Here is a 24,752-nt window from a genome sequence, read left to right as displayed (position 1 = left end):
GCGCTTCCGGCCTCAGGGCAGGCCGCGGATGGACTCGATGATACGGGTGCTGGAACGACCCTCGCGGAACGCGAGCACACGCACCTCGCCGCCTGCCGCGAGCACGGCCGGGCCGCCCGCGATCTCCTCCGGCCTGTAATCGCCGCCCTTCACCAGTACCTCCGGCAGCACGGCCTCGATCAGGCGGGCGGGCGTTTCCTCGGCGAAGGGCACCACCCAGTCGACGGCCGCCAGCCCGGCGAGAACCGCCATGCGGTCTTCCACCGGATTCACGGGCCGGCCCTCGCCTTTCAGCCGGCGCACGGAGTCATCGGTATTCACGGCCACCACCAGCCGGTCGCCCAGCGACTTGGCTTCCTCCAGATAGGTGACGTGGCCGGCATGCAGGATGTCGAAGCAGCCGTTGGTCATCACGATCCGCTCGCCCCGGCTGCGCGCCTCCGTCACGAATTCGAGCAGCGCGGTCTCGTCCACCATGCCACGGCCGCCCTTGCCCCGCTGGTGCAGCGCCACCCTGAGTTCGGACGGGGTGACCCCGGCCACGCCGATCTTGCGCACCACCAGCCCGGCCGCCAGGTTGGCCAGCGCCGCTGCCTCGCCGAGCGTGGACCCCGCTGCCATCGCCGCGCCGAGCGTGGCGATCACCGTATCGCCGGCGCCGGTCACGTCGAAGACCTCACGAGCCTCGGTTGACAGGAACTGCGCTTCCCCGCTGCGCTCCGCCACCAGCATGCCGCGTTCGCTGCGGGTGATAACCAGCGCTTCCAGGTCGAGGTCGTCGAGCATCAGCCGGGCGCGGCGCAGCAGGTCTTCGTCATCCTCGGCGCTCCCGGCCACCGCCTCGAACTCCGCCTGATTCGGTGTGAGCAGCGTGGCGCCCCGGTAACGCGCGAAGTCGGTACCCTTCGGGTCGACCAGCACCGGCACGCCTGCCTCGCGGGCGGCGGCGATGAGCTGGCCCACCTCGTGCAGCGCCCCCTTGGCGTAATCGGACAGGATGACGAGCCCGGCATCCCGGAGTGCCGAGACGAACGGTTCCCGCACCGAGACGGCGGCTCCGGTCGCGGTCTCCTCCCGGTCCAGACGGATGAGCTGCTGGCCGCGGGAGAGTACCCGCAGCTTCGTGGTGGTCGGCGCCGCCGGCGAGACGGCGAAACGGCAATCGACGCCCCGCTCCGCCAGCAGCGCCTCGAGGCGCCCGGCGGCCTCGTCGGCGCCCACGATCCCCACCAGCGCCGCGGGCGCTCCCAGCTCGGCCAGGTTCACCGCCACGTTGGCGGCGCCGCCCGGCCGCTCCTCGCCGTCGCGAACGTGGACGACCGGCACGGGCGCCTCCGGCGAGATGCGGCCGGTGGCGCCGAACCAGTACTGGTCGAGCATGAGGTCCCCGGCCACCAGGAGACGGGCGCCGGAGAAGTCTGGTATCTGCAGGGTCACGAGCTTGCCGCCGGGGAAACCTCGGAAGCCCGGCATGTTAGCAAAGAGAGCGCCCCTTTACGCTGCGCTCAGCCGCACTTGGACTCGCCGCAGCTCAGACACGTCATGCAGCCGTCCATCATGATGACGGCGGCCACGTTGCACTTGGCGCAGAGCTGCGCGCCCTCCGGGAACTCGCTCTCGGAGAAGGCATCGGTCTGGGCCGCGCGGGCCTCGAATTCCGCCCGCTTCTCGGCGATCAGCTTCTGCTGGTGCTCGTCCGGGCCGGCCGGCTTCAGCAGCCCGATGGTGTGCAGGTGCTTCTCCACGATGTGGCCCAGCTCGGCGATGATCGAGGGCATGAACTTGCCGCCCGGCTGCCAGTATCCGCCGCGGGGATCGAACACGGCCTTCAGCTCGTCCACCAGGAACGTGACGTCGCCGCCCTTGCGGAACACCGCCGAGATGATGCGGGTCAGCGCCACGATCCACTGGTAGTGGTCGAGGTTCTTCGAGTTGATGAAGATCTCGAAGGGCCGGCGCTGCTCGTGGGGCGTGTCCTCGTTCAGCACGATGTCGTTGATGGTGACGTACATCGCGTGATCCGAGACCGGCGTCTTCACCTTGTAGGTGGAGCCGATCAGCACCTCCGGGCGCTCGAGCCGCTCGTGCATGCGGATGACGGTGGCGCCGTCGCCCTCCTGCTCCACCTCGTACGCGCGCTTCTTCTCCGCCTTGCCTTCCGGCTTCTTCACGGAGTAGCCGACGATCTTCCTGTCTATCTTCTTTGCAGCCATTCTTCGGTTCCTCGTCTGGCCCCGCCGCGGCGGGGCCGCATCAATCCTTGCCAGCTCCGCACTCAGAACTTGCCGTAGTAGCCTTCCTTCAGCGCGTCGAACAGGTTCGCGGCGGTATGCATCTCGCCGTCGTACTCGATCTCCTCGTCGCCCTTCAGCTCCACCGTGCTGCCGTCATCCAGCTCGAAGACGTAGGTGGTGTTCTTCAGATCCTGCTCCTTCACGAGCACGCCCTGGAAGGCCTCCGGATTGAAACGGAAGGTCGTGCAGCCCTTCAGGCCCTGCTCGTAGGCGTAGAGGTAGATATCCTTGAAATCCTCGTAGGGATACTCGGTGGGCACGTTCGCCGTCTTCGAGATGGACGAGTCCACCCACTTCTGGGCCGCCGCCTGGATGTCCACGTGCTGCTTCGGTGACACGTCCTCCGACGTGATGAAGTACTCGGGCAGCTTCTCCTCCGGCGCTTCCGAGTGCGGCATCGCCCGCCGATTGATCAGCTCGCGGTAGGCGAGCAGCTCGAAAGAGAACACGTCCACCTTCTCCTTGGACTTGCGCCCCTCGCGGATGACGTTGCGGAAGTAGTGATGGGCAAAACTGGGCTCGATGCCGTTGCTCGCGTTATTGGCCAGCGACAGCGAGATGGTGCCCGTCGGCGCGATGGAGCTGTGATGGGTGAAGCGGGCGCCCACCCGCTCCAGTTCCTGTACCAGCTCGGGAGCCTCGGCGCCGACCTTCTGCATGTAACGGCTGTAGCGCGCGTGCAGCACGCGGCCGGGCAGACGATCGCCGGGGCGGATGCCGTCGGCGGCCATCTCGGGTCGCTTGCGCAGCATCTCCGGCGTCACCTCGAACTCCTCCTCCATGATCGGCGCCGGCCCTTTCTCCCGGGCGAGTTCCAGGCCGGTCTCCCAGCCCGAGATCGCGAGCTGCTTCGCCACCTTCTCGGTGAATTCCACGGAACCCGGCTCACCGTACTTCATGCCCATCATGGTGATGGTGGAACCCAGCCCCAGGAAGCCCATGCCGTGGCGGCGCTTGCGCGTGATCTCGTTGCGCTGCTCGCCCAGCGGCAGGCCGTTGATCTCGACGACGTTGTCCAGCATGCGGGTGAACACCTTCACCACCTCGCTGAACTCCTCCCAGTCGAAACGCGCCTCGTCGGTGAACGGCGAGACCACGAACTTGGTCAGGTTGACCGAGCCGAGCAGGCAGGAGCCGTAAGGCGGCAGCGGCTGCTCGCCGCAGGGGTTGGTGGCGCGGATGTTTTCGGTCCACCAGTTGTTGTTCATCTCGTTCACCCGGTCTATCAGCACGAATCCGGGCTCGGCGAAATCGTAGGTGGAGGCCATGATCATGTCCCACAGCCGCCGCGCGGGCACCGTCTTGTAGATGCGGCAGGCCACCAGGCCGCTCTCGTCCTGCACATAGTCGCCGCCGCCGGGCCACTCGCGCCAGATGAACTGCTCCTGATCGGCGAGGTCGAGCTGGTCGTGCTCCGCCTCGTCCACCGACACGGGGAATGCAAGCTTCCAGTCTTCGTCGTCCTTCACCGCCTGCATGAATTCGTCCGTGACCAGCAGCGACAGGTTGAACTGGCGCAGGCGGCCGTTCTCGCGCTTGGCGCGCACGAAGTCCATGACATCGGGGTGACCCACGTCGAAGGTACCCATCTGGGCGCCGCGGCGGCCGCCCGCCGACGAGACCGTGAAGCACATCTTGTCGTAGATATCCATGAAGGACAGCGGGCCGGAGGTATAGGCACCGGCACCGGTCACGTACGCGCCTTTCGGCCGCAGGGTGGAGAACTCGTAGCCGATGCCGCAGCCCGCCTTCAGCGTCAGGCCGGCTTCGTGCACCTTGTTCAGGATGTCGTCCATCGAATCCATGATGGTGCCGGACACCGTGCAGTTGATGGTGGAAGTCGCCGGCTTGTGTGCCTGGGCGCCCGCATTGGAGGTGATGCGCCCGGCCGGGATGGCGCCGCTCCTGAGCGCCCACAGGAAACGCTCGTACCAGTGCTCGCGGCGGTCGGCGGGCTCCACGTCGGCGAGCGCACGGGCCACCCGCTGGTAGGTGGCGTCGACAGAGGCATCGATCTCCGTGCCGTCCTTGGCTTTCAACCTGTATTTGGAATCCCAGATGTCGATAGACGCATCCTGGAAAGCGATCTCCGAGACTGCGGTCGGTGCCATCATCTCTGCCGGTTTCATCGTACGAGAACCCCCAAAAAGCCGGGCCGTCGGCCAAGTGCCTGAACGGCGGTATATTCTGTCAAATGCGGTGGCCAGAACACCGCATAAGAACCCCTGGCATCCGGCACGAGCGCGCCGGATACCTGCCCTGAAGCAAGGTTTATGCTTGTTTTGCGAGACACAAGATGTTGTGCCAGCGAGTGGTTAGATTAGGACCGTGAGGGGCCGCTGTCAAGGGGAAACCGGAAACTTTTTCCCTAACAAAATATATTATAAATCAATAGTTTAATGTATTTACCGCAAAAAGCGCATTAAAATCCGTTTATTTTCTGCGCGTCGGAGTGTCATATCAGTGACACAATATCTTGTGCGGACGGCGGGGACACGCCGAATGCCTTCGCCGACGTCTTTCCGGCCGTGCGGAGCACTTGAAAAGCCACGCACCGGTCCACATTTCGGCCTCATCGAACAGGAGCGGGCAGAGTGCCCGTCAAGCAACGAGGAGGTCGATTATGAGCCTTGTAACCTATGAACCCTGGAGCCTGGTGAACCGGCTCCACCGTGATCTCGACAAGCTGATGGCGGGCCGCATGCCGGCGGACCCGGAGAGTTCGTCCGCCGTCGCCGACTGGATCCCCGCCGTCGACATCAGCGAGGAGTCCGACCGCTTCGTCCTCACTGCCGATGTACCGGGTGTCGATCCGGAGGACATCGAGGTGAGCATGGAGAACGGCGTACTCACACTGAGTGGCAAGCGGGAATTCAGCGACCGTGACGAGCAGAACGGCTACCGCCGCGTCGAGCGTGTCAGCGGCAGCTTCTTCCGCCGTTTCACGCTCCCGGAGACCGCGGATGCCGAGAGTATCACCGCGAAAAGCTCCCACGGTGTACTCGAGATCAGCATTCCCAAACAGCCTAAGGTGATGCCGCGCCGCATCGACGTCACCGTCGAATGAGGCCGGCGTCGGGCGCGGCGCGGCCCTGCCCGACGGGCGTGTCACGGACGGCGGAGACCGGAACCAACCGGTCTCCGCCGTTGTCTTTGCTGGACTGCTCACATCACGAGCGTTCATGATGGATTCAGCAGGTCGGGCCCAGGATGACCGAAAATCACCCGCGACCGCACTGGCTGGGCCGTTCAGCGACATCCATTTCGCACCGAGGAAATCATCGCATGACAAGACGTAGCGTTCTGGCAACCCTCATCCTGGCGATCGGCCTGGCAGGCCCCGGCTGGGCCGCACTGCCCCAGCTCGTGGATGACGAGAAGGTGCCGAGCCTCGCACCCCTCGTCCAGCGTGTCTCTCCCGCCGTCGTGAATATCCGCGTCAGCGCCACTGTCGAGATGCGCACGCCTTTCCACGACAACGACCCCTTCCGCCGCTTCTTCGGGCTGCCCGACCAGCAGCCTCGAGAGCGCCAGATGCAGAGTGCGGGCTCCGGCGTGATCGTGGATGCGGATAACGGCTACATCATCACGAACCACCACGTGGTGGACGGTGCGGACGGGATCGAGATCACGCTGTTCAACGATCGTACGCTGGACGCCGAGATCATCGGCTCAGACCCGGGCACGGACATCGCGATCCTGAAAGTCGAGGAGGACGGGCTCGTCGAGCTGCCCATCGGCGATTCCGACGTCCTGGAGGTCGGCGACTTCGTCATCGCCATCGGCAATCCGTTCGGCCTGCAGCACACGGTGACATCGGGCATCGTCAGCGCACTCGGGCGGTTCGGGCTGAATCCGGACGGCTACGAGGACTTCATCCAGACGGATGCCTCGATCAACCCGGGTAACTCCGGCGGCGCGCTGGTCAACCTGCGCGGCGAGCTGGTCGGCATCAATTCGGCGATCATCTCGCGCTCCGGCGGCAACGTCGGCATCGGCTTCGCCGTACCGTCCAACATGGCCAACGCGATCATGCGCCAGATCCTGGAGTACGGCGAGGTGCGGCGGGGCCTGCTGGGCGTGCAGATCAGCACCGTCGACGAGGATACCGCCGACGCGCTGGGGCTCGACGACGTCCGCGGTGCGCTGGTCCAGTCCGTGAACCCGGGCTCCGCCGCCGAACAGGCGGGTATCCAGGTGGACGACATTATCGTCGAGGCGAACGGCGAGCCAATCGCCAGCGGCACCGAGCTGCGCAACACGATCGGCCTGCTGCGCGCCGGCGACGAAGTGGAGATCCGCCTGCTGCGCGACGGCCGGGAGAGGACCGTGACCGCCGTACTCGACGACCGTAACGCCATGATGAGCAGTGCCGGCGTCGATCTGCATCCCGGCCTAGAGGGCGCCGAGTTCACGCCGGCAACGGGGCCCGACGCCGACGGCGTGGAGGTGGTCTCCGTCGAGGCCGGCAGCCCGGCGGCCCAGCGCGGCCTGCGGCCCGGCGACATCATCGTCGAAGTCAACCGCAGCCCGGTCACCAACATGACGGAACTGCGCGAGGCGGCCGGCGACAGCCGGATTCTCTTCCTGAAAGTCATCCGCGGCGAGCGCGTGCTGCTGTTGCAGATACGCTAGGCAGATACGCTAAGCAGATACGCAAGACCCGTCCATCGTAGCGAGGCCGGCCCGCAGCGGATGCGGGCCGGCTTTTTTTTCACCTTGCCTCCGCCCGGGCCGCTGAGTATGTTCTCAACATGCACGACTCGCGCGCTCTTCCCTTCTCTTTCCCGGCCGTGGCGGCCCTCGGCGCCCTGGCGGTCATGACTGTCATGGCTGCCATGGCTGCAATCGCGGGCGGCCCGCCGTCCGCCGCCGACGACATCGACATCGACAATATCGAAGCGCGCCGAGAGCTGTTCGCGGCCGTCTACGCCGAGGCGCGCGAAGGAGAGTGGGCGTCGGCGGAAGCCGCCGCTGCCGAGTTGCGCGACTATCCGCTCTGGCCGGATCTGCGCGCGGCCTGGCTGCAGGCGACAATCCGGCACGCGGATAGCGCGCAGGTCGAAGCCTTCCTGCGCGAACATGCGCACCTGCCGCCCGCCCGCCGGCTCGCCGACCGCTGGATCCACGAGCTGGCGCGACGGGGCGACTGGTCCCGCTTCCTGACCCTGTATAGCGGGCGCTATGCGGACGCGGGCATCACCACACTCGACTGCACGGCGGCCGAGGCCCGGAGCCTGACCGAAGCCGGCCACCGCTACACGGAGAACGACGTCGCGCGCCTCTGGCTCGCGGGCCGGAGCCAGCCGCGGGAGTGCGATCCCGTGTTCGAGGCCATGCGCGCTCAGGGCCTGTTGGACGCCGAGCGCTACCGGCAACGGTTCGCACTCGCCATCGACGCCCGGGAGTTCCGGCTCGCCCGCTATCTGGCACGGGAGCTGGACGAAGACGCGCGGCGGGAGGCGGCGGCGTGGATCGCCATGCAGAACGATCCCGCCGCAGAACTCGTCCGGCTGGATCCGGCCGGCGTCAACGAAACCGTCCGGGCGCGTGCCCTGTGGGGCGTCGAAGCGCTGGCGCGCCGTGATCCCGCCTATGCCGCCGAACTGTGGCGCCGGCTGGCATCACAGCTGCACGTTTCGGGCCGCGAGCGCTGGGAGGTGGCCGGCTACATCGGTATCCGCGCCGCCCTGCGGCGCGAGCCTGCAGCACCGGGCCTGCTGAAGGCGATTCCCGCCCATCTGGCATCCGCCGACGTGCTCGCCTGGCGCACCCGGGACGCGCTCCGCCGCGAAGACTGGCCGGACGTGCTGGCCGCCATCGAGGCGATGCCGGCCGACATGGCCGGCCAGGATATCTGGCGCTACTGGCGCGCACGAGGGCTGGCCGCCACCGGCGAGCAGGCCGCGGCCGAGAGCCTGTGGCGCGCACTCGCCGCGGAACGCAGTTATCACGGTTTCCTGGCCGCGGACGCGCTGGACCTGCCCTACGCCTTCGGCCATGCGCCGCTGCCAGCCGATGGGGAGACCCTCGCGGGGCTGGCGCGCGACCCCGCGATCCAGCGGGCCAGCGAGCTGTTCCTCGTGGGACTGGAGAGCCTGGGACGCAGCGAGTGGAACGAAGCCGTCACCGGGCTCGACAACCACAGGCTGGCCCAGGCTGCGCTGCTCGCGCACCGCTGGGGCTGGCACTCCCGGGCCATTGCCACCGCGGCGAAGGCCGGCCACTACGACGACCTCGGTCTGCGCTATCCGCTGCCGTGGAAGACGGACTTCGAGACGCACGCCGCGGCCGCCGACATCCGCGAGGCCTGGGCCTACGGCATCGCCCGCAGCGAGAGCCTGTTCATGGCGGACATCCGTTCGTCCGCCGGCGCCATCGGCGTGATGCAGCTCATGCCGGCCACGGGGCGCGGCACGGCGCAGCGCGCCCGGTTGCGCTGGCGCGGCTATGCGACGCTGATCGACCCGCCGGCCAACATCCAGCTCGGTACCCGCTATCTGGCCGAAGTCTACGAGCGCTTCGACGCGAACCCGGTACTGGCCACCGCGGCATACAACGCGGGCCCGCATCGGGTCGAGCGCTGGCTGCCCGAGGCCCGCTCGCTGCCCGCCGACATCTGGATCGAGACCATTCCGTTCGCCGAGACACGCAGCTACGTCAAGCGCGTCCTCACCGCGGACAGCATCTTCAGCTGGCGCCTGACCGGTCGTGAACTCCGGCTTTCGGCACTGCATCCCCCCGTGGCGCCGCCCGGCGAGCGGCTGGCGCTGGCGCGGGCCGGGGACAGCGGACGATGACACACAGGATCTGCGTACTGGGCGGCACCGGCTTCGTCGGCACGGAGATCGTCGAGCGTCTCGCCGCGGATCAGCACCGGATTCTGGTGCCCACGCGCAACGTGGAGAACGGCCGCCACCTGAAGGTGCTGCCGACGGTGACAATGGTCGCTGCCGACGTACACGACCCGGCCGCGCTGGAGCGGCTGTTGCAGGGGCAGGATACCGTGATCAACCTGGTGGGCATCCTGAACGAGTCCGGCCACAGCGGCCGTGGCTTCGACGCCGCGCACCGGGAACTCACCCGCAAGGTGGTGGCGGCCTGCCGGGCGGCAGGGGTGGGACGCCTGCTGCAGATGAGCGCGGTGAAAGCCAGCCCGGCCGGCCCGAGCCATTACCTGCGCACGAAGGGCGAGGCCGAGGAGATCATCGAGCGCGACAGCGGCGACGCGCTGGCCTGGACCATCTTGCAGCCCTCGGTGATCTTCGGGCCGGACGACGGCTTCGTGAACCGCTTCGCCGGTCTGCTGAAATTCCTGCCCGCGCTGCCGCTGGCCATGCCGGACTCGCGCTTCGCGCCGGTCTCGGTGGACGACGTGGCCGAGGCATTCGCCCTCTCCCTGGACGACGCGGAGACCGAGTCGCGCCGCTTCGAGCTCTGCGGCCCCAGGACCTACACGCTGCGGGAACTCGTCGAGCTCATCTGCGCCACGCTGGAGATCCGCCGTCTGATCATCGGCCTGCCGGAATGGGCGTCGCGCCTGCAGGCGCGCATCTTCGAGTATGTGCCGGGCAAGCCGCTGTCTTGGGACAACTACCTGTCCCTGACGGTGCCGAGCGTCTGCGACAGCGACGGCTTCAAGCACTTCGGCATCCGGCCCCGCTCTCTCGAGACCGCGATGCCTCTGTATATCGGCAAGGCAGGGCGCAACGCGCGTTATTCCCGCTACCGACGCGAAGCCGGTCGCATCACTCAGCGATAGGCTGCCAGGCCGACCCTCAACGATAGGCCGCCAGGCGCTCGCGCCGCACCGCGGGCTCCAGTTCCGCCAGGGCGGCGGCCCGCTCGTAGAAACACCCGAGTTCGCCGTCGCAGGCCTCCAGCATCCCGGTGAAGCCGGGCACCAGGCCGTGGTAGGCCATCGCCGGCACCAGTGCCGCATTGTCGTTCGGCACTTGCCGGGGAGCCATGGGCAAGCGCGCCAGTCCGGCGAACAGACGCTCCTTCCCGGCGCGCATCTCCGCCGGCGGCCGCCCGCTTGCGTACAGTGCCTGCAGACGGCTTTGCAGGGCCTGCACTTCCGCCATCCAGTCGCGCAGCCATGCCACCCGCCGCTCCAGCGCCGTGAGACCCTCCGCGTCACCGCGCCACTGCAGCCAGCGACGCGCGCCCACGCGACCCACCACCGTGGCGAACGACTCGTTGAACTCGGTGTCGTCCTGCACGTACAGGCGCTGGTGCGCGAGTTCGTGGAACAGGGTCTCCACCAGCAGCGGGTCGGACCAGCCCATCATCGTGTTCAGCACGGGGTCCTCGAAACGGCCCAGCGTGGAATAGGCGGCGACGCCGGCGACGTGGGTGTCGTAGCCGTCCGCGGACAGCCGCGCCGCCTCCGCTTCGGCCGCCCCCCGGTCGAAGTAACCCCGGTAGGCGACACAGCCGGCCACGGGAAAACACCAGCGCTTCGGCTCCAGCGAAAATTCCGGCGCCGCGAAGACGTTCCACACGACGAAGTCACGCCCCAGGTCTGCGTAGCTGCGATAGCTGCCGTTGTCCGGCAGGCCGAGCTCGGCCACGCCGAATTCCCGCGCCGAGCGCACCAGCTCCAGGCGCCGGCGCAGCGAGGCGGGCGTCGCCGGATCCTCCATTACCTCGGGAATCGGCGTGCGCTTGCGCACGATCTCCAGCTGCCCGCGCGCGGCCTGCAGGTAGTAGCAACCGCCGAGGCCGGTCGAGAGGACGACGACGGCGAGCACCGCCATGGCCGTACGGATGAGGGATTTGCGGACCATTCGTGTCTTCACGTTAGAATGCGGCGATGGAAGTCTACCTCGTCGGCGGGGCGGTCCGTGACCGTCTGCTCGGGCTGCCGGTCAGGGAGCGGGACTGGGTCGTCGTCGGCGCCAGGCCGGCCGAGATGACCGATCGGGGCTACCGCCAGGTCGGCAAGGACTTCCCGGTGTTCCTGCACCCGGAGACCGGCGAGGAGTACGCGCTGGCCCGCAGCGAGCGCAAGTCCGGCCACGGCTACCACGGCTTCGAGTTCGACACCTCGCCGGACGTCACACTGGAAGACGACCTCCGGCGCCGCGATCTCACCGTCAACGCCATAGCCGAGGCCCCCGACGGCACGATCATCGATCCTTACGGCGGCCGACTCGATCTCGAGGAGCGCATACTGCGGCACGTCTCCCCGGCCTTCTCCGAGGACCCGCTGCGGGTACTGCGCGCTGCGCGCTTCGCCGCCCGCTTCTCCGACCTGGACTTCACCCTCGCTGGGGAGACACTCGGCCTGATGGCGGAGCTCGCCCAGTCCGGCGAACTGGAGCACCTCACTCCCGAACGGGTCTGGCAGGAGACGGCGAACGCGCTCGAGGGGCCGCGCCCCGCCGTTTACTTCCATATCCTCTACGTCTGCGGTGCCCTGGCCGTCCTGTTCCCCGAGGTGGAGGCGCTGTTCGGCGTGCCCCAGCCCGAGGAATGGCACCCCGAGATCGACACCGGCCTGCATACGCTGCTGGTGCTGGAGCAGGCCACCCGACTGTCGCCGTCACTGGCGGTGCGCTTCGCCGCCCTCACCCATGACCTGGGCAAGGGCGAGACACCCGAGTCGGAATGGCCGCGTCACCGGGGACACGAACGGCGCAGCGTGCGCCTGCTCGGCCGCCTGTGCGAGCGGCTGCCCGTGCCGAAGGCCTGCCGCGACCTCGCCCTGCTGGTGGCCGAGTATCACGGCCTGTGCCACCGCGCCACGGAACTCAGGCCGTCGACGGTGATGAAACTGCTGGAGGCGGCGGATGCTTTCCGGCGGCCGGAACGCTTCGAGGAATTCCTGCTCGCGTGCGAGGCCGACGCTCGCGGCCGCACGGGCCTCGAGGACCGGCCCTACCCGCAGGCCGACCGGCTGCGCCGGGCGCGGCAGGTCGCCGCCGCGGTCTCGGCCGACGACGTGGCCGGCGAGAATCTCGAGGGACCCGCCATCGGCCGGGCCATCCGGGAAGCGCGTATCGAGGCCCTGCGCGGGGCGCTCCCCCGCGACGCCGGCTAGCCTTCGCCTGTGCTCTCTGCCAATGCCGTTCTGCCGATACTCTCTAGACCACCAGCCAGAGGATCGCCGCTGTCAGCACCAGGCGGTACGCGGCGAAAGGCCACATGCCGATGCGCTCGATGAAGCCGAGGAACAGCCGTATGGCGAGATAGGCGGTCACGGCGGAGATGGCGGTGGCGCCGGCCAGGATGTCCCAGCGGACCGGGGCGGTGGACTCGATCAGGTTCCAGGTCTCGAGACCGGTCGCCGCCAGGATGGCCGGCACCGACAGGAGGAAGGAAAACCGTGCTGCCGCGCTGCGCGTCAGTCCCAGCGCCATCGCGGCGGTCATCGTGATGCCCGAACGCGACGTCCCGGGTATGAGCGCGAGCACCTGCGCCAGCCCGACCAGCAGGGCGTCGCCGAGCCGCAGTGAGTCTTCCGAGCGGCGCTGTGCGCCGAACGCATCCGCAAGCCACAGTGCGACGCCGAAGCCGCCCGTGGCCGCCGCGATGACGAGTGCCGAGCGCAGGTTCGCCTCGATCCAGTCGTGCCCGACGAAGCCCACCAGACCCAGCGGCACCGTGCCCACGATCACTGCCCACGCCAGCCGGGACTCCGGCGACGGACCGCCTCCGCCGACCTGGCGGAACCAGCCGCCTGCCATCGCCAGCAGGTCACGGCGGAAGACGATCAGTACGGCGGCGAGGGTGCCGAAGTGCACGGCCACGTCGAAGGCGAGACCCTGGTCCTGCCAGCCGGCGATCACCGGCACCAGCACCAGATGGCCCGAACTGGAGATGGGGAGGAACTCGGTCAGCCCCTGCAGCAGGGCGAGGACGACCGACTGCCACCAGGTCATGGCAGTGGACTCGGCTGCGGACTCACAGGGTGCGCCTGAGATCGCTCAGGGCGAAGCCCCTCGGCCGCAAAGGACGTTGGTCTGCCGCCCGGCCAAAGCCCATGAATCTGAATGCCTCGCCCATCTCGCCGGGGAGCGTAAGGGTTTTGACCCCGGCAGACAACGACAGACGCTGCCGCTCGTCGAGTGACTCCTGCCCGGCCAGCTCGGCCTCCAGTCCCGCCGCGATCAGGAAGTGCGCCTGGGTGGTATAGCCGACGAGATCCAGTCCGGCAGCCAGGCCTGCCTGTGCCAGGGCCGTGAAATCGACCCACGCCGTCAGATCCTGCAGGCCCGGCCACAGCAGGGCGTCCTCGTGGGCACGGTGCCGATAGTGGCAACGGAACGTGCCGCCGCTGCGCTCCGGCGCGTAGTACTCCGACTCGCTGAAGCCGTAGTCGGCGAGCAACAGGAACCCCTCGTCGAGGGCGGCGGCGATGTCGGCCATCCAGCCGCCGAGCCCGAGTGACAGTTCGGAGACGTAGCCGGACGCCAGGCGTCCGCCGAGCCGCGCTTCCAGGGCGGCCACCGCCCCGGCGAGCGCCGGCGGCGCCGGGGCCCAGTCCAGCGCGAGGCCCGCCGGCTTCTCGGTAATCACGGCCCCGCTCACGCCCTCCGCCTCGCGGCGGAATCGCTCCACCGGCAAGGCGTCGACAACCTCGTTGCCCACGATCACCCCGCGCAGTGGCTCGGCGGGCAGCCCCTCCAGCCAGTGCACCCGCTCGAGCTGCCCCGGCATCCGCGCGGCGATCGTCTCCCGCTGCCGGGCCCGGAGATCCGCGCTCACCTCGAGGATCCGATAGCGCGCCGGCAGGGCCTCCGCCGCGGCCAGCGAGGCCAGGATCTCCGCCGCCATGACGCCGCTGCCGGCGCCGAGCTCCAGTATGTCGCCGCCGCCGACGGCGGCGAGCATCTCGGCGAGCTGGCGCGCGAGCACCCGGGAGAAGAGCGGACTCACTTCCGGCGCGGTGACGAAGTCCCCGCCCGGACCGAACTTCCGCGTGCCGGCCGAGTAATAGCCCAGCCCCGGGGCGTAGAGGACCAGGTTCATGTAGTCCGCGAAGCCGAGCGCGCCGCCCGCTGCGCGGATGCGCTCGCGGACCAGCGCCTCCAGCCGCGCCGAGTGAGCCAGGGCATCCGGCTGCGGCGTCGGCACCGCCTCGGTTCCAGCGCCGCGGACTTGCATCATCCCCGGCGAATCCGTATCACTGCCGGAGCCGAAACACAGGCGCGGCTATTGACCGACGGATGGGCGAACGGACGGGCGGACGGAAGGCGGCCGGTATGGGCGAAAACGACAGTCACAAGAATCTCGATTCCCGCTGGGTCCTGATCACCGGCGGCGCGAAGCGCATCGGCGCGGAGATCGCGCGCACGCTGCACGGGGCCGGAGCGAACATCGCCGTGCATTATCGCAGCTCCGCCGGGCCCGCCGAAGCGCTGGCGGCCGAATTCGAAGCCGCACGGCCCGGTTCGGCGGCTGCCTTCGCCGCCGACCTGCTCGATGACGATGCCCGCGATTCGCTGGTGCAGCGGGTCGTGGAGCGCACCGGGCGGCTGGACGTGCTGGTGAACAACGCCTCCACGTTTTATCCGACACCGATCGGCACCATCACGCGCGAACACTGGGACGACCTGCTGGGCACCAACCTGAAGGCGCCGCTGTTCCTGTCCCAGGCGGCGGCGCCACACCTGCGCCAGACCGGCGGCGTGATCGTCAACCTGGTGGACATCCACGCCCGCCGCCCGCTGCGCGATCATCCGGTCTACGGGCCCGCCAAGGCGGGGCTCGCCATGCTGACCCGCTCGCTGGCCAAGGACCTCGGCCCTGAGATCCGGGTCAACGGCGTCTCGCCGGGCGCCATCCTGTGGCCGGAGGACGAGGACATGACCGAGTCGGTGAAAGAGAACATCATCGGCCAGACGGCGCTGAAGCGCACCGGCTCGCCGGCCGACATCGCGTGCTGCGTTCTCTACCTGGTGCGCGACGCCACTTACGTCACCGGCCAGATCATCGCCGTCGACGGCGGCCGCAGCCTGGGGTGGTAAGCGGGGCTGACGGACCAGAGTTCAGAAGAACCCGTCGATACTGCGCCAGGGCGGCGCCGGCGCGGTTTGGTATTCGTACTTCGGGACAGCCGGTTTCTCGGCGGCGACTGCAGCCGGGCAGCTGCCCGTCAACAGCACGTCCAGAGCCGCCTGCAACGACGGATCGTCCAGATCGCCGATCGGGAAGCGGATGTCGTCCGCGGCCGGGCAGTCGGCCGGCAGGCCGTCGAAGTAGCCACCCTCATCCAGCGCATTGACCGTCTCGAAGGCCACGGGCCGCAGGATCACGTCGCACTCATCCAGCACCTCGCCGGTCTGACCGACCGGCTTGCCGAAAGTATCCGCGCCGACCACGCTGACCTGTACGTGCGGCGCCATGCCGTTGATCACCAGTTCACTGGCCGAAGCGGTCGCCCCGGTGGCGATGAACACAATGCGGGAGAGAACCGGCGCCGCATCGACGAACTCGAAGAGCTCATCGTCATTCCGCGCCGCATTCGTGGCATTGAACAGCGTGCGCGAAAACACGTCGCCGGGTGCAGCCCCCCAACCCAGATAGTCGCCGAGCAATTCGGCGGTACGTACCAGCCCGCCGCCGTTGTAACGCAGATCCACGACGAGATCGGTAACGGCGGCAGCCTCGAACTCTTCGAAGGCGCGGTCCAGAGGGCCGTCGGCGCCCTCGGCGGTGCTGATGAACTGCGACATCTCCATGTAGCCCGCGCGAAGGGCATTCGTCTCGATGATCCGACGCTGCGGCACCGGATCGATCGTCACCACGTCTTTGCTGACGCTGACCTCGAATTCGGAGCCGTCCAGCTCCCGGATAAGAAACAGGCGCGTGACCCCCACTTCCGACGGGCCGAAAGCCGCGTTGATGCCCTCGGCCGCCTGTATCTCCGCGATCGTGCGTCCGTCGATCTCCAATATCCGCTGGCCGCGCTCGAAGCCGGCCAGCGCCGCCGGGCTGTCGGCAAAGACCCGGGTAAATCTCAGGTCGTTGTCCGCCTCGAAGCGACTCGAGAAACCGAAGCCGGCAAACTGGCCCTCGCCGAAGAACTGGGCATCCTCCGAGGCAGAGCCGATGAAACTGAATCGGTCGACGCCACCGGGGCTGAAAGACCTCAGCTCGGCGAGCAGCGCCTCCGGGGTGGCGAAGTCCGCGATATCGATGGCGGCCGGCAGCCGGTCCGCCCAGAGGTAGACATCACGCATCCGCTCTAGCACGAACTCCTTCTGCGCGGTAGCAGTGCAGTCGTCCGCACCGGTCGGCGGTGGCGCGGTGGTGCCGCCGCCTCCGCCGCCCCCGCCGCAGGCGGCGCTAGTCAGCGCGGCAACAACCATGATCCCGACGGTCTTGAGTCTCTTCATCCCTGTCGCCTCTCTCGTCCGCATGCGGTGTCGGACCCTCGTCGTCGCCAATCTATCCTCCACGGCGCCATTTTTCGAGGCCTCAGATCCGGGCCTCGACGTCGACGTCCTCCACGGTGAGCCGGCGGTCGCCGTCCTCGAAGGCCTCCCAGAGGTCGGCGAGACGGCGCCCGTCGACCGGGTGGACGAGATCCGGGACGAGCTCGGCCAGCGGTCCCAGCACGAAATCGTATTTCAGGACATCGTCCCGGGGCAGCGTGAGCGGCGGCCCCTCGGTGACCAGATCGTCATAGAGCAGCAGGTCCAGATCCAGCGTCCTCGGCCCGTAGCGCTCCGCGCCCCGCTGTCTGCCGGCCAGCCGGTGGATCTGCTCCAGCTCGGCGATCACCTCCTCCGGATCGCCTTCGGTGTCGAAGCCCGCTACCAGGTTGAGGAAGTCCTCGCCATCGAAGCCCACCGGCGGGTTGCGATACACGGAGGAGAGATCCAGGTCGCCGAAGCGCCGCTCGAGTTCCGCGCAGGCCAGGCGGAGATTCTCTTCCGGCCGTATATTGCTGCCGACGCTGACGAACACCCGGGCCATCTCATTCGGGCCTCGCGCCGCGCTCGATGCGTACGCCCACGTCCCGGGAGCCGCGGATGGCGCCGGGCTTGTTCACCGTGACGCGCACCCAGGGCACCTCGAATTCCCCCAGCACGATCTCGGCGATGCGCTCGGCCATGGTCTCGACCAGCTGGAACTCCGACGCCTCGACGTAGGCAATGAGCCGTTTCGCCACGCGCTTGTAGTTGAGCGTGTCGTCGATGCTGTCGGTCGCGGCCGCGCGGGCGATGTCGGCGGCCATCTCCAGATCGATGCTGACGGTCTGGCGGATGCGCCGCTCCCAGTCCCAGATGCCCACCACGGTGTCGATGCGCAGATCGCGCAGAAAGATGATATCCATGAGTCCTCCGCTCAGGCGGCCAGCGCCGGCAATTCCTCCAGCGACCAGCGGGCCCGCGCCAGGATACGGGGCTCGTCGCCGGATTGTGCCAGCCGGAGTGCGCCGGCCAGTGCGATCATCGCGCCGTTGTCCGTACAGAACACCGGCCGCGGAAAGTACACCCGGCCGCCGCCGGCGGAGACGTCCGCCACCAGTGCTTCGCGCAGCCGCCGATTGGCGCCCACGCCGCCCGCCACCACCAGACTGTCACGCCCGGCGGTCTCCAGCGCCCGGCGGCACTTGATGGCCAGGGTCTCCACGACCGCCGCCTCGAACGCGGCGGCCATGTCGGCGCGGGCGCCCTCGTCCCAGGCGCCGGCATCGCGCAGGCGCCGGGCCTCGACCAGCACCGCCGTCTTCAGGCCCGAGAAGCTGAAGTCCAGCCCCGGCCGCCGCGTGAGCGGACGGGGGAATGCGAAGGCGCGCGGATCTCCCCGCTCGGCCAGCGCGGCCAGGGCGGGACCGCCCGGGTAACCGAGCTCCAGCAGCTTCGCGGTCTTGTCGAAGGCTTCTCCGGCCGCATCGTCGAGTGTGGTGCCGAGTACCGAGTAACTGCCGATGCCGGCCACGTCCACCAGCAGCGTGTGGCCGCCGGACACCAGCAGGGCGACGAACGGGAACTCCGGCGGCTCCGCCTCCAGCAGCGGCGCCAGCAGATGGGCCTCCATATGATGCACGGGGACGGCGGGCAGGCCGGCAGCGGTGGCGTAGCTGGCGGCGAAGGTCGCTCCCACCATCAGAGCGCCGATGAGCCCGGGACCGGCGGTGTAGGCGATCCCGTCCAGGTCGCCGGTCTCCATGCCCGCGTCGGCCATGACCTCTTCCACCAGCGGCACCAGGCGCCTGGAGTGATCCCGTGACGCCAGTTCGGGCACCACACCCCCGTAGCGCGCGTGCAGATCCACCTGGCTGTGCAGGCGGTGCTCCAGCAGCCCGGTCTCGGTGTGGTACAGGGCCACCCCGGTCTCGTCGCAGCTCGTTTCGATGCCCAGTACCAGCATAGCGGGCGGATAATACCCCAGGAAAAGGACAAAAGGCTTTTGCATTCGCCGGGTACCGGCCGTAAACTTAGCGGTCTTTGTCCGCCGCGGCGGATTTGTCCAACCAATTGTTCAACGAATTGTCCAACCACGGTCCGAGTGCCCCGCCGGCCTGAATGCCATGCGGCAGCCTCGACTCGAGAGCAGATAGATCGGAAAACCTATGCCGAGCGTTAAAGTCAGAGAGAACGAATATTTCGACGCCGCACTGCGGCGTTTCAAGCGTGCCTGCGAGAAGGCGGGCGTGCTGACGGAGCTGCGTCGCCGCGAGTTCTACGAAAAGCCCACCCAGGAGCGCAAGCGCAAGAAGGCGGCCGCCGTGAAGCGCCACATGAAGCGGATCTCCCGCGAGCAGAACCGCCGCAAGCGGCTGTACTGAGCGCCGCCGCCCCGGCCATCCTGGCCCCGGGCCACACAGGCAACCGAGCCATGAACCTGAAAGACCGGATCACGGCCGACATGAAGACGGCCATGAAGGCGGGCGAGAAGGACCGCCTCGGGGTGATCCGCATGACGCTCGCCGCCGTGAAGCAGCGTGAGGTGGACGAGCGCAAGGAACTCACGGACGCCGACGTGCTCGCCGTCATCGAGAAGATGGTGAAGCAGCGCCGGGAGTCGGTGAGCCAGTACGAGGCCGGCGGCCGCGCCGACCTGGCCGGGAAAGAGAATTACGAGATCGGCGTCTTGTCGGAGTATCTCCCCGAGCCGCTCTCGGACGACGAACTCGCCGCACTCATCGATGCCGCCATCGCCGAGACGGGCGCCGAGTCCCTGCGTGACATGGGCAAGGTCATGGCCCGCATCAAGTCCGAAGCCCAGGGGCGCGCCGACATGAGCGCCGTGAGTGCGAAGGTCAAGGCGAGGCTCGCCGGCTGACCCCATCCGCATCGCGCATTCGCGTCCGCGCCACACGCCGGCTATCCTGTGCCGGGCACGCCGGAAGAGTCGGGTGAGGGCAACCTGGTGAGGGCAATATGAGCGGCCGCATCCCCCAGGAATTCATCGACGACCTCATCGCCCGCGCGGATATCGCCGAGGTGTTGGGCACCCGCATCCAGCTGAAGAAGGCCGGCCGGGAGTACAAGGCCCTGTGCCCCTTCCACGGCGAAAAGACGCCGTCTTTTACCGTCAGCCCGGACAAGGGCTTTTACCACTGCTTCGGCTGCGGCGCCCATGGCACCGCCATCGGCTTTCTGATGGAGCACGATCACCTCGGGTTCCCGGAGGCCATCGAGGAACTGGCGGGGCTGATGGGGCTGGAGGTGCCACGGGAGGCCGATTCCCGGCCCACGCGCAAGCTGGACCGGCTGCTGGAGCTGACCGCCGCGGTCGAGCAGTACTACGTCGATTCCCTGCGCGACAGTGACGAGGCCGTGGCTTATCTCAAGCAGCGCGGCATCGACGGCACCACCGCGCGGGCCTATCGCATCGGTTTCGCGCCCGCGGGCTGGGATCATGTGCTGAAGCGCTTCGGCACCGAGGACGAAGCCGTCGAGCGGCTGCACGCCGCCGGGCTGGTGATCCGGCGCGACAACGGCGGCTACTACGACCGCTTCCGCCATCGTGTCATGTTCCCCATCCGCGACTCGCGGGGACGCACCATCGGCTTCGGCGGCCGGGTGCTCGGCGACGAGGAGCCAAAGTACCTGAACTCGCCCGAGACGGTGCTGTTCCACAAGGGCCGGGAACTCTACGGGCTCTACGAGGCGAAGAAGCGCCTGCGCGACATCGAGCGCCTGGTGGTGGTGGAGGGCTACATGGACGTGGTCGCCCTCGCCCGCCACGGCATCGGCTATGCGGTGGCGACTCTCGGCACGGCCACCACCGCCGATCACCTCTCACGCCTGTTTCGTCTGACCGACGCGGTCTGCTTCTGCTTCGACGGCGACCGGGCCGGCCGCGCCGCCGCGTGGCGAGCGCTGGAGAACGCCCTGCCCCAGGTACGCGAGGGCCGCCAGATCTACTTCGCCTTCCTGCCGGAGGGCGAGGATCCGGACTCCCTGGTCAGCAGTCGCGGCGCCGCGGCCTTCGAGGCGGTGCTGGACGACGGGATGCCCCTGTCGGATTTCCTGGTCGGCGAACTGGCCGGACAGGTCGATCTCGGGTCCGTGGACGGCCGCGCACGGCTGGCGGAGCTCGCGCGCCCGCTGGTGGCGAAGATTCCGGCGGGCATCTACCGGGAGCTGCTGCTCGAGCGCCTCGGCGAGACGGTGGGCCTGTCCGGCGAGCGGCTGGCCGGCATGATGGAGGCGCCCGAGGAGAAGAAGGCTGAGCCGAGGCGGCACGCCCGGCCCCGCATACAGACCGGCCGGCCCACCCTGGTACGGCGGGCCATCACGTTGCTGCTGCATCATCCGGCGACGGCCTCGTCGGTGGACGTGGAACGGCTGGCCGGTCTCGACCGCCCGGGCGCCGACCTGCTGGTGGAACTCCTTGAAACGCTGCAGGCCGAACCTCATATGAATACCGCAGGCATACTGGAACGCTGGCGTCACCGTCCCCACGGCCGGCACCTGGCGGCACTGGCCGCTGCCGAGAGTCCCGGTCACGAGGATTTCGACGCGGCGGCCGAGCTCGAGGGCTGTGTCCGGCAGCTGGTCCAGGCCGCCCGGCATGACCGGGTGGAATTCCTGCGGGAGAAGGGCCGGAGCGGTGAGCTCTCGACCGAAGAGCGGGAGGAGCTGCGTCAGCTGCTCTCCCGGCCTGCGAATCCGGCGTCCGGTGATGGAAATATCACGGAAAATTCAGTATAGTTGGCCGTTTGCCCAACCCACGCACAGAGGTTCTGTTTGTGAGCGAAAAACGCAACAGCGCGTCCGCGATCCCGAACGATAAGCAGTCTCAGCTCAAACTGCTGATCGCGCGGGGCAAGGAACAGGGTTATCTGACCTATGCGGAGGTGAACGACCACCTCCCGAACGACATCGTCGATCCGGAACAGATCGAGGATATCGTCAATATGATCAACGACATGGGTATTACGGTGCACGAGAAGGCGCCGGATGCCGAGTCTTTGCTGCTGTCGGACGCCGCAGTCTCGAACGACGACGACGACACCGAAGAGGCGGCAGACGCGCTGGCCTCGGTCGACAGCGAGTTCGGCCGCACTACCGACCCCGTGCGCATGTACATGCGTGAGATGGGCACCGTGGAGCTCCTCACCCGGGAGGGCGAAATCCAGATCGCCAAACGCATCGAGGAGGGCCTGGACCAGGTCAAGGCCTCGCTGTCGCACTTCCCGCCGAGCGTGCAGTTCATCCTGGACGTCTTCGCCGCCGTCCAGGACGGCAATGCGCGGATGCAGGATCTGGTGGTGGGTTTCATCGACCCGAACGAGCCGGACGAAATCCCGACGCCGGGTCAGCGCAGCGACGACGATGAAGACCCCAACGCGCCGCCTGACCCGGCGGATGTTGCCAAGCGCCTGAAGAAGCTCCAGAAGCTGCACATCAAGGTGATGACGGCGCTGGACAAGTACGGCAGCCGCGACAAGAAAACGAAGAAGGCCCGGGACGAGCTGACCGCCGAACTGATGGAGCTGAAGCTCTCGCCGAAGCTGTTCGACGCGATGATCACCATCCTGCGCGACACGGTCCAGACAATCCGCTCCCAGGAGAGGGCCGTGATGCAGATCTGCGTCAGGCAGGCCGGCATGCCGCGCAAGGACTTCATCGCGAGCTTCCCGAAGAACGAGACCAATCTGAAGTGGGTGGAGAAGCATATCCGCGCGAAGCGCAAGCACTCCTCCACGCTGTCGAAGCTGAAGGAAGACATCCTGCGCGCCCAGCGCAAGCTGGTGCAGGTGGAAGAGGAGACCGGGCTCTCCATCGCCCAGATCAAGGAGATCAACCGGGCGATGTCCATCGGCGAGGCGCGGGCACGGCGGGCGAAGAAGGAAATGGTCGAGGCCAACCTGCGCCTGGTGATCTCCATCGCCAAGAAGTACACCAATCGGGGCCTGCAGTTCCTGGACCTGATCCAGGAGGGCAACATCGGCCTCATGAAGGCGGTAGACAAGTTCGAATACCGCCGCGGCTACAAGTTCTCGACCTACGCCACCTGGTGGATCCGGCAGGCCATCACCCGCTCCATCGCGGACCAGGCCCGCACGATCCGCATCCCGGTGCACATGATCGAGACCATCAACAAGCTGAACCGGATCTCCCGGCAGATGCTGCAGGAGATGGGCCGCGAGCCGACGCCTGAGGAGCTGGCCGAGCGCATGGAGATGCCCGAGGACAAGGTGCGCAAGGTGCTGAAGATCGCCAAGGAGCCCATCTCCATGGAGACGCCCATCGGCGACGACGAGGACTCGCATCTCGGCGACTTCATCGAGGACGCCTCGGTGGAATCGCCGATCGACTCGGCGACCTCCGAGGGCCTCAAGGAGACCACCCACGGCGTGCTGGCAGGCCTCACGCCCCGGGAGGCGAAGGTACTGCGCATGCGCTTCGGCATTGACATGAACACCGACCACACCCTCGAGGAGGTCGGCAAGCAGTTCGACGTCACCCGTGAGCGCATCCGCCAGATAGAGGCGAAGGCGCTCAGGAAGCTGCGCCACCCGAGCCGCTCGGATCAGCTCAGGAGCTTCCTGATAGAGGACTGAACCTGCCGGAGTGCAAGACGGAGGGCGGCATCCTGCAGGTTGCCGCCCTTTTTCGTGGACGGCCGCGGCGCGGCGTTACGGGGAAGCCGTTACCAGCGGAACTCCGCCACCAGCGGATAATGATCGGAGCCCACATCGGGGCCGCTCTGCACCCGCACCGCCACGAGGCCGCCGCGGTAGACGCAGTGGTCGATGGGGATCCAGACCGGCAGCCAGCCGGCCGGGAAAGTGGCCGGGTAGCCCTGCCCCGCCGCGGCATTGGCCACGCCCGCCCGCGTCATGAAGGCGCGGAAGCTCGCCGAGAACGGCGTGTCGTTGAAATCCCCGCAGACCAGCGTCGCATCGCGGGACTCCCGGACGAGGTCGGCCAGGGCGGCAAGCTGGGCGTTGCGCTCCGCGGTGAAGCCGGCCGAGATGGGCGAACGGGGATGGATACCCAAGACCCGGAGCTGCCGCCCCCCTGTATCCAGCACGGCATCCAGCGCCGGACTGTCGATGCCGGCCGGACGGATCACACGGCCCGAGGCGATCGGATGGCGACTCAGCAGGGCGATGCCCCAGGCGCCTTCGCGGGCCGCCTCCAGGCGATGAGGATAGACGTCGGCCAGGGAGGCAAGACGCCGCGCGGCGGCCGGCGTGTATTCGGGTAGCACGACGAGGTCGGCCCGCAGTTGGCGCAGCCAGGCCTCGGCGGCACCGAAGTCCGGATTGCGCCAGTCCAGGTTCAGGACCGCCGCCGTGAGGTCGGTGGGGGAAGCCTCGGCCGTCGCGAAGCCGGGGAGGTGCTCGCGGGCCTGGAAGAGGCAGAGCGCCACCGCCGCCGCGAAGACCAGCGCAGGCACCCGCTGCCGGGCCGCCAGCGCGACGGCCAGGAGCAGCAGACAGCCGGCGGCGATCTGCAGCGGGAAGTGCACCGGCAGGCCGAACACCCACCAGAGCGGCTCGGCGAGGGGCAGCGCGAGCAGCGCCACGCTGCCCGCCGCCGCGGTGGTCAATACGCCTCTACTCATTTCGCCTGCTCACGGCCGCCTCAATGCCCGGGCCGGTCCCCGCCGGCTTCGCCCGCAGTGATCACCTCGTCGAACCGCCGGATCAGCGCCAGCAACTCGTCCGTGTCCCGCGTGTCCTCGCGCAGGCACTCCTCGGCATAGGCGTGGATGCCGCTCTCCGACGGCATCCCGTCGCCGCCCGCATCGAGGATGCGCTGCATGCGGGGCAGGAACAGCCACTGCAGCCACTGGTGGAACCGCAGCGTGTCGAAACAGAACGGCTGGGCACTGCCGAGACGGCTGAGCGCCGGGCGTTCCTCCTCCCAGAGTCCGACGCGCCTCATCTCCGCCTCGATCCCGCCGACGATTTCAGCCACTGCCTGCTGGAATCCGTCCATCCGTTTATTCTGGCATATCGGGACGTCGGGGACGCGGGAGCGGTTCGCAGAATGTGTCGCCGTGAGCTGGCAGTGGCCGTGATGACGAGAC

At 68.1% G+C, this 24,752-nt stretch carries 22 protein-coding genes; 10 read left to right on the top strand and 12 right to left on the bottom strand.

Annotation, left to right across the window (positions count from 1 at the left end):
- Nucleotides 1-12 precede the first annotated feature (12 nt).
- From hldE to ACJMKX_RS15780, 3 genes are all read right to left on the bottom strand, one after another.
- Nucleotides 13-1,437, bottom strand: a complete 1,425-nt coding sequence (gene hldE / locus ACJMKX_RS15790) for a bifunctional D-glycero-beta-D-manno-heptose-7-phosphate kinase/D-glycero-beta-D-manno-heptose 1-phosphate adenylyltransferase HldE (RefSeq protein ID WP_405227879.1) — start codon at nucleotides 1,435-1,437, stop codon at nucleotides 13-15.
- A gap of 68 nt (nucleotides 1,438-1,505) precedes the next feature.
- The gene (locus tag ACJMKX_RS15785; RefSeq protein ID WP_405227598.1) at nucleotides 1,506-2,213 is read right to left on the bottom strand and encodes a TSCPD domain-containing protein; all 708 of its coding nucleotides are present in this window, start codon (nucleotides 2,211-2,213) and stop codon (nucleotides 1,506-1,508) included.
- A gap of 62 nt (nucleotides 2,214-2,275) precedes the next feature.
- On the bottom strand, nucleotides 2,276-4,408 hold the full coding sequence (locus tag ACJMKX_RS15780; RefSeq protein ID WP_405227596.1) for an adenosylcobalamin-dependent ribonucleoside-diphosphate reductase: 2,133 nt from the start codon (nucleotides 4,406-4,408) through the stop codon (nucleotides 2,276-2,278).
- A gap of 509 nt (nucleotides 4,409-4,917) precedes the next feature.
- On the opposite strand from ACJMKX_RS15780, the gene ACJMKX_RS15775 reads away from it, so the two are divergent.
- The 4 genes from ACJMKX_RS15775 (at nucleotide 4,918) to ACJMKX_RS15760 (ending at nucleotide 10,056) form a co-directional block, all read left to right on the top strand.
- Nucleotides 4,918-5,361: an Hsp20/alpha crystallin family protein gene (locus ACJMKX_RS15775; RefSeq protein WP_405227594.1), complete on the top strand. Its 444-nt coding sequence runs from the start codon at nucleotides 4,918-4,920 to the stop codon at nucleotides 5,359-5,361.
- Nucleotides 5,362-5,579: 218 nt separating this feature from the next.
- Nucleotides 5,580-6,929 carry a DegQ family serine endoprotease gene (locus tag ACJMKX_RS15770; protein WP_405227592.1) on the top strand — a complete coding sequence of 450 codons (1,350 nt, stop codon included), beginning with the start codon at nucleotides 5,580-5,582 and terminating at the stop codon, nucleotides 6,927-6,929.
- A 119-nt stretch (nucleotides 6,930-7,048) separates the two neighbouring features.
- Nucleotides 7,049-9,094, top strand: a complete 2,046-nt coding sequence (locus tag ACJMKX_RS15765; RefSeq protein WP_405227590.1) for a transglycosylase SLT domain-containing protein — start codon at nucleotides 7,049-7,051, stop codon at nucleotides 9,092-9,094.
- Entirely contained in the window at nucleotides 9,091-10,056 is a 966-nt protein-coding gene (locus ACJMKX_RS15760; RefSeq protein ID WP_405227588.1) for a complex I NDUFA9 subunit family protein, read from the top strand. Before ACJMKX_RS15765 ends, ACJMKX_RS15760 begins: the two co-directional genes overlap by 4 nt.
- 16 nt (nucleotides 10,057-10,072) lie before the next feature.
- Here ACJMKX_RS15760 and ACJMKX_RS15755 read toward each other — a convergent pair whose 3' ends face one another.
- On the bottom strand, nucleotides 10,073-11,086 hold the full coding sequence (locus tag ACJMKX_RS15755) for an aminopeptidase (RefSeq protein ID WP_405227586.1): 1,014 nt from the start codon (nucleotides 11,084-11,086) through the stop codon (nucleotides 10,073-10,075).
- Between the two features lie 26 nt (nucleotides 11,087-11,112).
- On the opposite strand from ACJMKX_RS15755, the gene ACJMKX_RS15750 reads away from it, so the two are divergent.
- Entirely contained in the window at nucleotides 11,113-12,342 is a 1,230-nt protein-coding gene (locus tag ACJMKX_RS15750) for a multifunctional CCA addition/repair protein (protein ID WP_405227584.1), read from the top strand.
- 43 nt (nucleotides 12,343-12,385) lie between these two features.
- On the opposite strand, the gene ACJMKX_RS15745 is transcribed toward ACJMKX_RS15750, so the two are convergent.
- Nucleotides 12,386-13,183 (bottom strand): undecaprenyl-diphosphate phosphatase, encoded by a 798-nt coding sequence (locus ACJMKX_RS15745; RefSeq protein ID WP_405227583.1) that lies wholly within the window; start codon nucleotides 13,181-13,183, stop codon nucleotides 12,386-12,388.
- 22 nt (nucleotides 13,184-13,205) lie between these two features.
- Complete coding sequence (locus ACJMKX_RS15740) at nucleotides 13,206-14,411, bottom strand: class I SAM-dependent methyltransferase (RefSeq protein ID WP_405227581.1); 1,206 nt, start codon at nucleotides 14,409-14,411, stop codon at nucleotides 13,206-13,208.
- Nucleotides 14,412-14,506: 95 nt separating this feature from the next.
- Between ACJMKX_RS15740 and ACJMKX_RS15735 the strand changes: the two genes are divergently transcribed.
- Complete coding sequence (locus ACJMKX_RS15735) at nucleotides 14,507-15,271, top strand: pteridine reductase (RefSeq protein WP_405227579.1); 765 nt, start codon at nucleotides 14,507-14,509, stop codon at nucleotides 15,269-15,271.
- A 21-nt stretch (nucleotides 15,272-15,292) separates the two neighbouring features.
- On the opposite strand, the gene ACJMKX_RS15730 is transcribed toward ACJMKX_RS15735, so the two are convergent.
- The 4 genes from ACJMKX_RS15730 to tsaD form a co-directional block, all read right to left on the bottom strand.
- Complete coding sequence (locus tag ACJMKX_RS15730) at nucleotides 15,293-16,642, bottom strand: S41 family peptidase (RefSeq protein ID WP_405227577.1); 1,350 nt, start codon at nucleotides 16,640-16,642, stop codon at nucleotides 15,293-15,295.
- 82 nt (nucleotides 16,643-16,724) lie between these two features.
- Nucleotides 16,725-17,225 carry a 2-amino-4-hydroxy-6-hydroxymethyldihydropteridine diphosphokinase gene (gene folK, locus ACJMKX_RS15725; protein ID WP_405227575.1) on the bottom strand — a complete coding sequence of 167 codons (501 nt, stop codon included), beginning with the start codon at nucleotides 17,223-17,225 and terminating at the stop codon, nucleotides 16,725-16,727.
- A 1-nt stretch (nucleotide 17,226) separates the two neighbouring features.
- Entirely contained in the window at nucleotides 17,227-17,586 is a 360-nt protein-coding gene (gene folB, locus ACJMKX_RS15720) for a dihydroneopterin aldolase (RefSeq protein WP_405227573.1), read from the bottom strand.
- Between the two features lie 11 nt (nucleotides 17,587-17,597).
- Nucleotides 17,598-18,626, bottom strand: coding sequence for a tRNA (adenosine(37)-N6)-threonylcarbamoyltransferase complex transferase subunit TsaD (gene tsaD, locus ACJMKX_RS15715; RefSeq protein ID WP_405227571.1), 1,029 nt, complete (start codon nucleotides 18,624-18,626; stop codon nucleotides 17,598-17,600).
- Between the two features lie 202 nt (nucleotides 18,627-18,828).
- On the opposite strand from tsaD, the gene rpsU reads away from it, so the two are divergent.
- The 4 genes from rpsU (at nucleotide 18,829) to rpoD (ending at nucleotide 23,274) form a co-directional block, all read left to right on the top strand.
- Complete coding sequence (rpsU, locus tag ACJMKX_RS15710) at nucleotides 18,829-19,044, top strand: 30S ribosomal protein S21 (protein ID WP_405227569.1); 216 nt, start codon at nucleotides 18,829-18,831, stop codon at nucleotides 19,042-19,044.
- A gap of 50 nt (nucleotides 19,045-19,094) precedes the next feature.
- A complete protein-coding gene (locus ACJMKX_RS15705; RefSeq protein WP_405227567.1) occupies nucleotides 19,095-19,541 on the top strand; it encodes a GatB/YqeY domain-containing protein in 447 nt (148 codons plus the stop codon).
- A gap of 98 nt (nucleotides 19,542-19,639) precedes the next feature.
- Nucleotides 19,640-21,418 (top strand): DNA primase, encoded by a 1,779-nt coding sequence (dnaG, locus tag ACJMKX_RS15700; RefSeq protein ID WP_405227565.1) that lies wholly within the window; start codon nucleotides 19,640-19,642, stop codon nucleotides 21,416-21,418.
- Between the two features lie 38 nt (nucleotides 21,419-21,456).
- Nucleotides 21,457-23,274: an RNA polymerase sigma factor RpoD gene (gene rpoD, locus ACJMKX_RS15695; protein WP_405227563.1), complete on the top strand. Its 1,818-nt coding sequence runs from the start codon at nucleotides 21,457-21,459 to the stop codon at nucleotides 23,272-23,274.
- A gap of 89 nt (nucleotides 23,275-23,363) precedes the next feature.
- Here rpoD and ACJMKX_RS15690 read toward each other — a convergent pair whose 3' ends face one another.
- Nucleotides 23,364-24,284 carry an endonuclease/exonuclease/phosphatase family protein gene (locus ACJMKX_RS15690; RefSeq protein WP_405227561.1) on the bottom strand — a complete coding sequence of 307 codons (921 nt, stop codon included), beginning with the start codon at nucleotides 24,282-24,284 and terminating at the stop codon, nucleotides 23,364-23,366.
- Between the two features lie 20 nt (nucleotides 24,285-24,304).
- Nucleotides 24,305-24,661 (bottom strand): YqcC family protein, encoded by a 357-nt coding sequence (locus ACJMKX_RS15685; protein ID WP_405227559.1) that lies wholly within the window; start codon nucleotides 24,659-24,661, stop codon nucleotides 24,305-24,307.
- Nucleotides 24,662-24,752 lie beyond the last annotated feature (91 nt).

The sequence above is a fragment of the Lentisalinibacter sediminis genome, from assembly GCF_040706615.1.
Classification (GTDB): domain Bacteria; phylum Pseudomonadota; class Gammaproteobacteria; order Steroidobacterales; family Woeseiaceae; genus Lentisalinibacter; species Lentisalinibacter sediminis.
Note: the sequence above shows the minus strand (reverse complement) of the source record. Positions and strands in the feature narration are given on the sequence as shown.

Excerpts from the sequence above, each read along its gene's own strand:
- ACJMKX_RS15785 (WP_405227598.1), bottom strand. The coding sequence starts at position 2,213 with ATGGCTGCAAAGAAGATAGACAGGAAGATCGTCGGCTACTCCGTGAAG.
- ACJMKX_RS15780 (WP_405227596.1), bottom strand. The coding sequence starts at position 4,408 with ATGATGGCACCGACCGCAGTCTCGGAGATCGCTTTCCAGGATGCGTCT.
- ACJMKX_RS15775 (WP_405227594.1), top strand. The coding sequence starts at position 4,918 with ATGAGCCTTGTAACCTATGAACCCTGGAGCCTGGTGAACCGGCTCCAC.
- ACJMKX_RS15770 (WP_405227592.1), top strand. The coding sequence starts at position 5,580 with ATGACAAGACGTAGCGTTCTGGCAACCCTCATCCTGGCGATCGGCCTG.
- ACJMKX_RS15765 (WP_405227590.1), top strand. The coding sequence starts at position 7,049 with ATGCACGACTCGCGCGCTCTTCCCTTCTCTTTCCCGGCCGTGGCGGCC.
- ACJMKX_RS15760 (WP_405227588.1), top strand. The coding sequence starts at position 9,091 with ATGACACACAGGATCTGCGTACTGGGCGGCACCGGCTTCGTCGGCACG.
- ACJMKX_RS15755 (WP_405227586.1), bottom strand. The coding sequence starts at position 11,086 with ATGGTCCGCAAATCCCTCATCCGTACGGCCATGGCGGTGCTCGCCGTC.
- ACJMKX_RS15750 (WP_405227584.1), top strand. The coding sequence starts at position 11,113 with ATGGAAGTCTACCTCGTCGGCGGGGCGGTCCGTGACCGTCTGCTCGGG.
- ACJMKX_RS15745 (WP_405227583.1), bottom strand. The coding sequence starts at position 13,183 with ATGACCTGGTGGCAGTCGGTCGTCCTCGCCCTGCTGCAGGGGCTGACC.
- ACJMKX_RS15740 (WP_405227581.1), bottom strand. The coding sequence starts at position 14,411 with ATGATGCAAGTCCGCGGCGCTGGAACCGAGGCGGTGCCGACGCCGCAG.
- ACJMKX_RS15735 (WP_405227579.1), top strand. The coding sequence starts at position 14,507 with ATGGGCGAAAACGACAGTCACAAGAATCTCGATTCCCGCTGGGTCCTG.
- ACJMKX_RS15730 (WP_405227577.1), bottom strand. The coding sequence starts at position 16,642 with ATGAAGAGACTCAAGACCGTCGGGATCATGGTTGTTGCCGCGCTGACT.
- folK (WP_405227575.1), bottom strand. The coding sequence starts at position 17,225 with ATGGCCCGGGTGTTCGTCAGCGTCGGCAGCAATATACGGCCGGAAGAG.
- folB (WP_405227573.1), bottom strand. The coding sequence starts at position 17,586 with ATGGATATCATCTTTCTGCGCGATCTGCGCATCGACACCGTGGTGGGC.
- tsaD (WP_405227571.1), bottom strand. The coding sequence starts at position 18,626 with ATGCTGGTACTGGGCATCGAAACGAGCTGCGACGAGACCGGGGTGGCC.
- rpsU (WP_405227569.1), top strand. The coding sequence starts at position 18,829 with ATGCCGAGCGTTAAAGTCAGAGAGAACGAATATTTCGACGCCGCACTG.
- ACJMKX_RS15705 (WP_405227567.1), top strand. The coding sequence starts at position 19,095 with ATGAACCTGAAAGACCGGATCACGGCCGACATGAAGACGGCCATGAAG.
- dnaG (WP_405227565.1), top strand. The coding sequence starts at position 19,640 with ATGAGCGGCCGCATCCCCCAGGAATTCATCGACGACCTCATCGCCCGC.
- ACJMKX_RS15690 (WP_405227561.1), bottom strand. The coding sequence starts at position 24,284 with ATGAGTAGAGGCGTATTGACCACCGCGGCGGCGGGCAGCGTGGCGCTG.
- ACJMKX_RS15685 (WP_405227559.1), bottom strand. The coding sequence starts at position 24,661 with ATGGACGGATTCCAGCAGGCAGTGGCTGAAATCGTCGGCGGGATCGAG.